This window comes from Microbacterium sp. CH1 (assembly GCF_001595495.1).
Classification (GTDB): domain Bacteria; phylum Actinomycetota; class Actinomycetes; order Actinomycetales; family Microbacteriaceae; genus Microbacterium.
Genome location: NZ_LOSO01000015.1, coordinates 318,987 through 329,534 on the forward strand (window position 1 = coordinate 318,987; position 10,548 = coordinate 329,534).

The 10,548-nt window shown below is 71.4% G+C and carries 12 protein-coding genes; 7 read left to right on the plus strand and 5 right to left on the minus strand.

Features of this window, described 5'->3' with window-relative positions; genetic code table 11:
* Nucleotides 1–14 precede the first annotated feature (14 nt).
* Together AUV07_RS09850 and AUV07_RS18180 are read left to right on the plus strand one after the other, a co-directional pair.
* On the plus strand, nt 15–674 hold the full coding sequence (locus AUV07_RS09850; protein ID WP_062635727.1) for a 2-phosphosulfolactate phosphatase: 660 nt from the start codon (nt 15–17) through the stop codon (nt 672–674).
* 26 nt (nt 675–700) lie between these two features.
* The gene (locus AUV07_RS18180; RefSeq protein ID WP_082802908.1) at nt 701–1,255 is read left to right on the plus strand and encodes a DUF3054 domain-containing protein; all 555 of its coding nucleotides are present in this window, start codon (nt 701–703) and stop codon (nt 1,253–1,255) included.
* A 25-nt stretch (nt 1,256–1,280) separates the two neighbouring features.
* Here the strand turns inward: AUV07_RS18180 and AUV07_RS09860 are convergent, their stop codons facing one another.
* The 4 genes from AUV07_RS09860 to AUV07_RS09875 all read right to left on the minus strand — a co-directional run bounded on the left by AUV07_RS09860 (nt 1,281) and on the right by AUV07_RS09875 (nt 4,579).
* Complete coding sequence (locus AUV07_RS09860; RefSeq protein ID WP_062635729.1) at nt 1,281–1,769, minus strand: SprT-like domain-containing protein; 489 nt, start codon at nt 1,767–1,769, stop codon at nt 1,281–1,283.
* Nucleotides 1,770–1,813: 44 nt separating this feature from the next.
* Complete coding sequence (locus AUV07_RS09865; protein ID WP_025104424.1) at nt 1,814–2,341, minus strand: hypothetical protein; 528 nt, start codon at nt 2,339–2,341, stop codon at nt 1,814–1,816.
* An 81-nt stretch (nt 2,342–2,422) separates the two neighbouring features.
* Nucleotides 2,423–3,283, minus strand: coding sequence for a spermidine synthase (locus AUV07_RS09870; RefSeq protein WP_062635731.1), 861 nt, complete (start codon nt 3,281–3,283; stop codon nt 2,423–2,425).
* A 30-nt stretch (nt 3,284–3,313) separates the two neighbouring features.
* Nucleotides 3,314–4,579, minus strand: a complete 1,266-nt coding sequence (locus AUV07_RS09875) for an LCP family protein (RefSeq protein WP_062635733.1) — start codon at nt 4,577–4,579, stop codon at nt 3,314–3,316.
* A gap of 147 nt (nt 4,580–4,726) precedes the next feature.
* On the opposite strand from AUV07_RS09875, the gene AUV07_RS09880 reads away from it, so the two are divergent.
* From AUV07_RS09880 to AUV07_RS09900, 5 genes are read left to right on the plus strand one after another with little or no spacing between them, the layout of a single operon-like run.
* On the plus strand, nt 4,727–6,016 hold the full coding sequence (locus AUV07_RS09880; protein WP_025104421.1) for a sugar ABC transporter substrate-binding protein: 1,290 nt from the start codon (nt 4,727–4,729) through the stop codon (nt 6,014–6,016).
* A 15-nt stretch (nt 6,017–6,031) separates the two neighbouring features.
* Nucleotides 6,032–7,006 carry a carbohydrate ABC transporter permease gene (locus AUV07_RS09885; protein ID WP_025104420.1) on the plus strand — a complete coding sequence of 325 codons (975 nt, stop codon included), beginning with the start codon at nt 6,032–6,034 and terminating at the stop codon, nt 7,004–7,006.
* Nucleotides 7,003–7,836: a carbohydrate ABC transporter permease gene (locus tag AUV07_RS09890; RefSeq protein WP_025104419.1), complete on the plus strand. Its 834-nt coding sequence runs from the start codon at nt 7,003–7,005 to the stop codon at nt 7,834–7,836. Before AUV07_RS09885 ends, AUV07_RS09890 begins: the two co-directional genes overlap by 4 nt.
* Entirely contained in the window at nt 7,833–9,341 is a 1,509-nt protein-coding gene (locus AUV07_RS09895) for a glycoside hydrolase family 3 protein (RefSeq protein WP_062635735.1), read from the plus strand. Before AUV07_RS09890 ends, AUV07_RS09895 begins: the two co-directional genes overlap by 4 nt.
* Before the next feature lie 14 nt (nt 9,342–9,355).
* Nucleotides 9,356–10,231, plus strand: a complete 876-nt coding sequence (locus AUV07_RS09900) for a MurR/RpiR family transcriptional regulator (RefSeq protein ID WP_062635737.1) — start codon at nt 9,356–9,358, stop codon at nt 10,229–10,231.
* A gap of 12 nt (nt 10,232–10,243) precedes the next feature.
* On the opposite strand, the gene AUV07_RS09905 is transcribed toward AUV07_RS09900, so the two are convergent.
* Nucleotides 10,244–10,548: PfkB family carbohydrate kinase (locus tag AUV07_RS09905; protein WP_231868236.1), on the minus strand; the 305-nt coding region annotated here is incomplete at its 5' end.

The following is a 10,548-nucleotide window of genomic DNA, read 5'->3' on the forward strand; positions in this document are numbered from 1 at the left end:
TCTAGGCTGGACGGATGCCGTCGCCGTTCGATCAGTCCCCGTATCAGGTCCGACTCGACTGGGGGATGTCCGGGCTCGCCCGCCTCGCCCCGGCCGACGTCGTCGTGGTGATCGACGTCCTCCGGTTCTCCTCGACGGTCGCCGATGCGGTGGCCGCGGGAGCGGAGGTCGAGCTGGCCGGAGCGCTCGACTGGTCGCGGAACGGGGCGGCGGTGGCAGCCGCCGCCCCGACCGGGGCCACGGTCCTGCTGGGCTCGATCCGCAACGCCGGTGCCGTGGCCAGGGCCGTGCAGGTGGAGCAGGAACGCCGCCAGGGCCGCACCTCGGTGGCGCTCGTCCCGGCCGGCGAGCTCGATGCCGCGGGGGAGCTGCGCGTCGCCGTGGAGGACCAGCTCGGGGCCGGAGCGATCGCGGCGGCGCTCACCGATCTCGGCATCGACCACACGGCCCCGGACGCCGCCGTGGCCGCAGAGGGCTTCCGCGCGCTGCGGCGTGCACTGAAGCACCTGATCGGGGCGACGGGCTCCGGACGCGAGCTGCAGGCCGGGGTCTCCGCGACCGATCGCATCCGGGCCGCCGGACTGGTGCCGACCAGCACCGCGGACGCCGCCGTCCTGGACGCGGTGGACGCCGTCCCCGTTCTGCGCGACGGGCGGTTCACGCGCTTCGAGTGAGCACGCGATCCGCGTAGGGTCGAGGAATGAGGTTCCTCCCCGCTCTCCTCGTCGACGCCGTCCTCGTCCTCGTCTTCGCCGCCATCGGTCGCGCCTCCCACCAGGAGGACCCGGCAGGGTTCCTCCTCACGGCGTGGCCGTTCCTCGTGGCCCTGCTGCTGGGGCACGCCGCTGCGCTGCTGCTCCCCGCACGGCCGCGGCGGCCGTGGTCGCTGCCGTGGGGCGCGGTGGTGTGGGTGGTGACGGTCGTCGTCGGCATGCTGCTGCGTCTGCTCAGCGGAGACACCGCGGAGGTGCCCTTCGTCATCGTGGCGACGCTCGTGCTTGGCGTGTTCCTGCTCGGCTGGCGGGGTCTCACCGCGCTCGTTCGTCGACGCCGCCGTCACCACGAGACCGCAGCCGAGTCGGAGTCCGGGCTGACCCCGTCGACCGAACCCGCGGCACATCGCGACGCGGCCGCCGGTCAGGCACCCTCGGACGCGGAGGAGGACGCCGCGCCTGCTGCGGAGGACGCCGGGCCGGCCGAGGAGGACGCCTCCGCGTCCGAAGAGCAGCCGCGCTCCGGCGGTTCAGCGGTCTGAGCGGGCGACCCCGCTCCCTCGGCCCTCAGCGCGGGGCCTGCGCGGCGAGGCGGGCGTCGGTCGTGATCTCGCGACGCGTCCAGGCGAAGAGGTGCTGGGCATCGAACGTGCGGGAGCAGCGGGCGCAGGACGTGGCCCGGCTCGGGCGGCGGTGTCGATACGTGACATGACCGGCCGGGCAGCGGCCCACCCACGGAGCGAGCTCGACGGCGGTCTCCCCGTGGTGCGTCGTGCCGCCGACGTAGCCCAGGTCGCGCGCCACGCGCTTCCAGGCGGGGCCGTGGGCGGCCTGGTGCCCGGCGAGGGCGTGGGCCACCTCGTGCAGGAGCACCTGGTGGATCTCGTCGTCCTCGAAGCGTGCGGCGAGATACCGCGACACGGTGATGCGCTTGCGCGTGTAGTCGCACTGGCCGGCGCGACGCTTGGCATGGTCGAAGTCGAACGACCAGCTGTCGTCGAGATGCAACCGGATCAGTGCCTCGCCCCAGACGCGCACGCGGTCAAGTTCCGCCATGCGCTCAGGCTAAGGCATGCCGCGGACACTCGGGCGCAACGACGTCAGCCGGCGACGAGCTGCGCCGGACGACGGCGCTCCACGGCCTCGATGGCGAGGAGCACGGTCTCCAGCTCCCGGTCCTCCGCGCCGGACTCGCGCCGCAGGAACAGCGACTGCTTGAAGCTCTCCCGCGCGGTCTCGTAGTCCTCGGCGTCGTAGGCGTTCTTGCCGTGGTGCTGATAGGCGAAAGCGGCGATCGACAGCCAGCGCTGCCCCTCCGCCTCCGCGGCGCAGGTCGCCAGCTCCTGCTCGGCGGCGGCGTATGCGCCCCGGTACTGCAGGATCGTCGCGTGCAGCACACGGGCGCGGAGCACGTCCTTGCGGGTACCGGCCATCCGGGCCTGCCGTACGGCTTCGTCGGCGAGCGCGAGGGCGTCGTCGAGGCGTCCCAGCACCTTCAGCAGCCAGACCCGCTCCAGCAGGGCGGGAAGGCTGCGCTGCTCCTCGATCTCGGCCAGGCGTGCCGCGCACTCGTCGAGATCGACCTGTTCGCGGAGGCTCTCCCGGTCGTATCCCCGGATCAAACTCATTGCTCTCCTTCCGCGCGTCCCCGCACCTGTCCCCGTCCAGTCTGCCTGTCGCTTCCGCGCTCCTCGGGGCGGCGCGCCCGATCAGCGCAGGAACAGCGAGGCATCGGGTCGCGGGGACGCGACGGCGTCGGCGTCCGTGACGATCCGGGCGCCCTGGAGGAAGGCGCGAGCCTCGTCCCCCTGGGCGATCTTCGCGGGATGCGGACCCGCGGCGAGCATCCGCGGCAGCCACTCCGTCGGGAGAGGAGCGGCGGACGCCGCGACCACGAGGTTGCCGAAGCGGCGGCCCTTGAGCACCTGGGTGTCGGCGAGGATCCCGATCTCCGGGAGCACCTCGGCGATGGTCGCGGCCTGTCGACGGGCGAATGCGAGACCGGGGCCGTCGGCGACGTTGACGAGCAGGACGCCGCCGGGGGCGAGCAGCGCGGCGAGCTCCCGGTAGAACTCGACGCTCGTGAGGTGGGCGGGTGTCTGCGCGCCCGAGTACACATCCGAGACGACGAGGTCGCAGGCGCCGTGCAGGGCCGCCGGAAGCTTCCGGACCCCCTCCCTCGCATCGCCGATGCGCAGCCGGACGGCCGCTCCCTTCGGCAGGGGGAGGTGCTCGCGGACGAGCTGCACCAGCGGGGCCTCCAACTCGATGACCTGCTGGCGTGACCCGGGGCGGGTCGCGTCGATGTAGCGGGGGATGGTGAGGGCCCCGGCGCCGAGGTGCACCGCGGTGAGCGGCCCGGGGCGGAGCTGATCGATCACCGCGCCCATCCGCACGATGTACTCGAAGTGCAGGTGCGTGGGGTCGTCGAGATCGACGTGCGACTGCGGGGTGTCGTCGACCACGAGCTCGAAGCCGCTCGTGAACTCCGAGGGGACGATGCGGGCGAGGCCGCCATGGTCGAGGCGGGTCTGCGGGTGCTCGGCGTCCCGTGATCGCGTCCGTCCCATGCCGTCGAGCCTACGCCGCGGCCGCGGTGGTCAGCGCTGGTTGCCCACTGCGCAGGTCTCCTGCTCGAGGGTCTGCCCCGACACCTCCGGCGGGAGCGTCGCGCGCGCGTCCGGCGTGGCGCTCGCCTCGGGAGTGGATTCCGTCTCCGGCGTCTCCGGCGCCGTGGGCGCGGGGGTGACCAGCTTCACGCCGCGGTGCGTCGTCACGTCGCCGGTGAGCTGGAGCGGCTGTCCGGCCCGCACCGCATCCCACAGCGCGGCCGCGGCCTCCTCGTCCGGCACGACCTTGTCGTCGTCGAACGGATCGGCGATGTTCGGGTACTGCACGAACACGAAGTCGCTGAAGTTCACATCCTTGAGGGCGAGTGCGAGCTGGGCCAGGCGCAGCGGGTCGGCGAGCTCGTCGCTGGGATCGATGTTGTCGGCGATGGCGTTCGTCAGTCGCAGCACCTTGGGGATGTCGGTCAGGGTGTCTTCGCTGAGCACCTTCTTGGCCAGCCGTGACATGTACTGCTGCTGGTTGGAGATGCGCGCGAGGTCGCTCTCGTCCCCCACACCGTGCCGGGTGCGGATGAACTGGAGGGCCTCCACGCCCGAGACCGTCCGCAGGCCCGCCGGCCAGTCGATGCCCGTGTGGCGATCGCGGATTCCGTCCCCGGCGATGCAGACCTCGACGCCGCCGATCGCGTCGGTGACGGCCATGACGCCGTCGAAGCTGATCTTGGCGGCGAACTCGATGGGGATGTCGCCCAGTTCGCTCACGGTCTTCGCGATGCAGGAGAGGCCGGCGTGCTCGAACAGCGAGTTCATCGACGCCTTCTCCATCACGGATGCGACGGAGCCGTCCTCACGGGTGCACTCCGGTACGGGGACGCCGAGGTCGCGGGGGAGCGAGACGACGGTCACGTTCCGGGGTGCGGCGGAGACGTGCACGAGGAGGTTCACGTCGTTCCGGCTGAGTCCGTCCGCCTCGGCGCAGCGTTCGTCGAAGAGTGCGGTGGCCTTCGGGCCGCACTCGTCCGTCCCCACGATGAGGAGGCTGAACGCCTTGTCGTCGGGGTAGGCGCCGACCGTGGGCGGGTCGACCTTCGGGGCGCCCTCCAGGGTGACGGCCCCGTCCCCCACGCGGTTGAACACGTCCCAGACGAGGAATCCCGCGACCGCCACGGCGGAGACGAGGACGACGGCGAGCCCGATCCCGAGGCCTCGCAGGACCCGGGAGGTCCGGCCACGCGTCGACGCCGGTGCGTGCCGGGGGAGCGGAGGGCGGTCGACGTCTGATCCTCGGCGGGGCATGCGGGGAGCCTACCCCGGAGGCCCGATGTTACGGGGGTATGACGATTCTGGGAGCAACTTGCAGGGAATTAGTTAGTCGTGAATACTTTTTCCTATCCCCGGTACGCACCCGATGCACACCTGGACTTTCAAAGAGGAGATCCCCCCATGCACAAGCGCATTCTTCCGGCGGTGGCGCTCGGCGCCGCTGCCACGATCGCTCTGGCCGGCTGCGCCGGCGGCAGCGGCGACAACGGCTCGACCAACGGCGAGGGCCAGGAGCTGACGGTCTGGATCATGAAGGGGACCAACCCCGACGCGACCGCCTTCTACGACAAGGTCTCGGACGCCTTCGAGGAGGAGACCGGCGCGAAGGTCACCATCGAGGAGATCCAGTGGGCCGACGCCCACGACCGCTTCGTCACCTCGATCGCCGGCGGCACCACCCCGGACATCGCTGAGACCGGCACCACCTGGACCGCGGAGTTCGCCGACGCCGGCGCGCTCCTTCCGCTCGACGAGTACGTCGACGCCGAAGACGGCCTGCGTGACGACCTCGTCGAGGGCCTCGCCGTCGCCGGCACCTACGAGGACGAGCTCTACGGCATGCCGTGGTACGCGGGTGTCCGCTCCATCGTCTACCGCACCGACGTCTTCGAGGAGCTCGGTCTCGAGGCTCCGAAGACCTGGGACGACATCGTCGCCGCGGGTGAGGCCATCAAGGCCGCCAAGCCCGACATGCTGCCCTTCCCCGTCGCGGGTGACGCCGAGTTCCAGGTCTACCCCTGGGTCTGGGGCGCCGGCGGCGAGATCGCCACGAAGGACGGCGACACCTGGACCAGCGAGCTCGACAGCGCCGAGTCGCAGGCCGGCATCGAGTTCTACACGGGCCTGGCCACCGAGCACGGCTTCTCGTCGGCCGGCGCGACCACGTGGAAGGAGACCGACCTCCGGGACGCCTTCACGCAGGGCAACGTCGCGATGATGCTCTCCGGCTCCTGGACGCCGAACGCCCTCATCGAGGCCAACCCCGAGCTCGAGGGCAAGATCGGCGCGGCCGTGATCCCCGGCCAGGACGGCGGCATCGCTCCGTCCGTGCTCGGCGGCTCGCACCTGTCGGTGTTCAACACCACGAAGAACGCCGACCTCGCGTGGGAGTTCGTCAAGCTCATGACCACCGGTGAGTTCGCCGAGCAGTGGTCCGACGAGACCGGCTACTTCCCGGGCGTCCAGTCCGCGATGGAGGAGGCCCTCGCCTCGACCGACCCGCTCGTCGCTCCGTTCGCCGAGCAGATGGTCGACGGCGGCGCGTCCGTCCCGGTCACGCCGAACTTCGGCGCCGTGCAGGCGAAGAAGACCACCAACGCCATGATCCAGGCCATCCTCAGCGGGCAGAAGGACGTCGCGACCGCGACGAAGGACGCCGCCGCCGAGATGACCGAACTGCTCAACCAGTAAGGAACCATTCCTTCCATGTCGATGGTGCAAGCGCCACTGCCGGCCACGAAGGCGGAGCCCTCCTCCGCCTCCGTGGCCGGCGGCCGGAAGCGTCGCGGTCTCTCGATCGTCACGGCCCGCCCCTGGCTCCTCCTCGCCCCCGGGCTGATCATCCTCGCGGGGCTTATGCTCTGGCCGCTCGTGCAGGTGTTCCTCTATTCGCTGCAGGACTACGGTCTGCGCGAGATCAACACCGGTGAGAGCAACTGGATCGGGCTGGCCAACTACGCCGAGGCGCTCACCAATCCGACCCTGTGGACGGTGGTGCTCCCCAACACGGTCGGCTTCGCGGCCGTCGCGGTGTTCACCACCGTCGCACTCGGAACCCTCGTCGCGCTGCTGCTGGCGCGCCTGGGCACCGTGTGGCGCACCATCGTCTCCAGCTGCATCATGGTCGCGTGGGCGATGCCCGCGGTGACCGGCACCTACGTCTGGACCTTCATCTTCGATGCCGACCGCGGCATCTTCAACAGCGTCCTGCAGGACCTCGGCCTCATCGACGGTCAGGTCAACTGGTTCACCAACCAGTGGTCGTTCTACGCGATCGTGCTGCTGAACGTCGTCCACCACGGCTTCCCGTTCGTGGCCATCACCGTGCTCGCCGGGCTCCTGGGCGTCTCGAAGGAGATGCTCGAGGCGGCGGCGCTCGACGGGGCCGGCGCATGGCGCCGCTTCTGGAAGATCATCTTCCCGACGCTGAAGCCCGTCTTCTCCGTCGTCATCATCCTGTCGACGATCTGGGACTTCAAGGTCTTCGCGCAGGTGTACCTCATGCCCGGCGGCAGCGGCGGCAACCGTCAGGTGCTCAACCTCGGCGTGTGGTCGTACGTGGAGTCGTTCGGTCAGAACCGCTACGGATTCGGTGCCGCGCTCGCGGTGCTGCTGACCCTCGTCCTGATCGGCATCACGATCGTCTACATCCGCTCCCTCATGAAGGAGGACGAGCTGTGAACCCCCGCCCCAGGCTCCGGTCGCGGATCGGACTCGGCATCGGCGTCGCCGCCGTCCTCGTCTTCACGCTGTTCCCCGTCTACTGGATGGTCTCCAGCGCCTTCGACGCCAAGGCGTCCAGCGGCGGGCAGTCGCTCCTGCCGCAGGAGTTCACGTGGGACAACTTCGCCTTCGTGCTCACGGAGGGCGGCTTCGGCACGTACCTGCGCAACTCGGCGATCGTGGCCCTCGTCACGGTGCTCGTCAGCGCCATCGTCTGCCTGCTCGCGGCGGTCGCCGTCGCGCGCTTCCGCTTCAAGTTCCGCACCACGGTGCTGATGATGATCCTCGTGGTGCAGATGGTGCCGCTCGAGGCACTCGTCATCCCGCTGTTCCTCCAGGTGAAGAGCCTCGGTCTGCTCAACAGCATCATCGGCCTGATGGTCGTCTACGTGGCGCTGTCGCTCGCGTTCGGCATCTGGATGCTGCGCGGCTTCGTCGCGGCCGTCCCGGTCGAGCTCGAAGAGGCCGCCTACATCGACGGCGCGAGCTGGTGGCGGATGTTCCGGTCGATCCTCCTGCCGCTCGTGATGCCCGGTCTCGTCGCGACGAGCATCTTCAGCTTCATCACGGCGTGGAACGAGTTCATCTTCGCCATGACGATCCTCGGCGCGCAGACCGACCAGTACACGGTCTCGATCGGTCTGAAGTCGTTCTTCGGTCTGTACTCGAACGACTGGGGCAGCATCATGGCCGCCTCGACGATCATCACCGTGCCCGTCATGATCTTCTTCGTCATCGTGCAGCGCCGGCTCTCCGCCGGCATGGTCGCGGGGGCGGTGAAGGGATGACCGACGAGCTCGAGCGCCTCGCGAACGGCGTGCTCTGGCCCGGATTCCTCGGCACCACGGCCCCCGCCTGGCTCGTGGAGGAGCTGCGCGACGGCCTGGCCGGTGTCGTGTACTTCGGCCAGAACGTCGGCGAGGGACTGCCGGCGCTGAGCGCGCAGATCCTGGACGCGAACCCGGACGCCCTGATCGGCGTCGACGAGGAGGGCGGCAGCGTCACGCGCCTGGAGTCCAGGAGCGGCTCCACCCTCCCCGGTGCCGCGCAGCTCGGCGCCCTCGACGACGTCGTCGCATCGGAGCGGACCGGGTCGGAACTCGCCCGCCGCGTGCGCGCCGTCGGTGCGAACGTCGTGCTCGGTCCGGTCGCCGACGTCAACACCGACCCGCGCAACCCCGTCATCGGCGTGCGCTCGTTCGGGTCCGAGGAGGCGCTGGTGACGCGCCATGTCGTCGCCACGGTCGACGGCATCCAGGACGGCGGGGCGGCCGCGTGCGTCAAGCACTTCCCTGGTCACGGCGACACCCACCTCGACTCCCACCACGCGCTGCCCGAGATCGCGCTCGACGTGGCCGAGTACGAGCGCGTGCACCTCGAGCCGTTCCGCGCCGCCGTGGAGGCGGGGGTGGACGCGATCATGACCGCGCACATCGTCGTCCCCGCGTGGGGCGCGCAGCCGGCCACCCTCAACCCGCGCGTGCTCGGCATGCTGCGGGAGTGGGGCTTCCAGGGCGTCATCATCACCGACGCGCTGGACATGGCCGCGATCCGCGAGACCGTCGGACTCGGCGGGGGCGCCGCCCTCGCTCTGGCCGCCGGCGCCGACCTGCTGTGCATCGGCAACCCCACCAACCCCGGCGAGGCCGCTCTTCCCGACCAGGACCGTCGCGACTTCCTCGCCGCCCGCGACGGGATCGTCGCCGCGCTGCGGGACGGCTCGCTCTCCCGGGAGCGCGTCGAGGAGGCCGCCGCGCGGGTGTCGGCCCTCGCCACCCGGCTGCGCACGAGCGCGACCTCGGACGAGGAGGCCGCGGCGTTCGACGCCGCCGAGATCGTCCGCCGGTCCGTGTCGCTCGCCGGTGATGCCCCCGAGGCTGCGGAGGCCCTGGCGGTGATCGATGCGCGACGTCGCTCGACGCTCGCGGTGGACAGCGCCGCCTCGTACGTCGCGGAGGCGCTCGCGGGAGACGGCATCCGCGTGCGGCTCGACGTGGCCGCACGGCCCGTGGCCGAGCAGGACGCCGTGATCGACGAGGTCGCCGCGGCGACCGGCACGACGGTCGTCCTCGTGGATCGACCGGATGCCGAGCCGGCGCAGCGGGCGCTGATCGAGCGGACCGCGCTCCGGGACCCGGGTGCGGTCGTGGTGAACGTCGGCCTGCCCGTGCAGGAGCCGCTGCCGCTGCCCACCGTCGAGGTCGGCGCCGCCAGCCGGCTCGGTTCCCAGACCGCGCGGGACGCGCTGCTCGGCCGGTTCCGGCCGCGACAGAGGACGACCGCCGCCGGTTGAGACGGGATCAGCGCATGGACGACGACGTTCTGGCCGTGGTGCGGCGCTCCCTCCCCAAGCTCAGCGCGGCGGAGGGACGCGTCGCCGAGAGGATCCTCGGAGACCCCACCCTCGTGGTGGACCTCGCGATCAACGATCTCGCGCAGCTCTGCCAGACCTCGCTGTCGACCGTCGCCCGCTTCGCGCAGTCGCTCGGCTACAGCGGCTACCGGGAGCTGAGGGTCGCCGTCGCGCGGGCGGTCACCCTGGCCCAGGCGCAGCAGGCCCGGTTCGGACTCGACTCCACGGCGATCGGCCGCGACGACGGCCCGGCCGCGATCGCCGCGAAGCTCGCGGCCCAGGAGATCGACGCGATCGAGAAGACGGCCAGGGCTCTGGATGCGGACGCCCTCGACCGGGTGGCGCGGGCGGTGGTCGTGGCGCGGCACATCGACCTGTTCGGGCAGGCGGCGTCGTCGCTGACGGCCCAGGACCTGCAGCTCAAGCTCTCCCGGATCGGCTGCTCCGTGAGCCACTCGGCCGACCCGCACCTCGCGATGACCGCGGCCGCGCTGCGATCCTCCGCGGATGTGGCGATCGCCTTCTCGCACGGGGGTGAGACGGCCGAGACCGTCCGCGCTCTGGAGGTCGCGCGGGCGACGGGTGCACTCGCGGTGGCCGTGACGAGCGCCGCCGACTCCCCGCTCGCGGCCCTCGCCGACGTCGTGCTCCTCAGCCAGGCCCAGGAATCGCCGTTCCGGATGGCCGCCATGTCGAGCCGGATCGCGCAGCTCGCGCTCATCGACGTGCTGTTCGTGCGCATCGTGCAGCACCGGGGCGAGCACGTCGCGGTGTCCCTGCAGCGCACGCACGACGCGGTCCCGCCACGGCGCGGGCACCCCGCGGACTGAGCCGCCGCCTGCTCAGTCGACGTGGTCGCGCGTGCTGGCGATCGCGCGCGTCGCGATGCGGTGGGCGCGGGCCAGGCTCCCGTGCAGCGTCAGGCCGGTGAGGACGCCGGCGAGGAAGCCGGCGGCGAAGGCGTCGCCCGCGCCGATCGTCTCCACGACGGGTGCATCGAGAGCCTCGCTGCCCACCCGGTCCGCGCCGTCGAACGCCACGGCGCCGGCGGGCTCGGTCACGACCAGGTAGCGCGGCTCGGGGAACAGTGCCCGCAGCTCGTCCGGTGCGCTCGTGCCGAACACGGCCTCGGCGTCGGGGCGGGTGC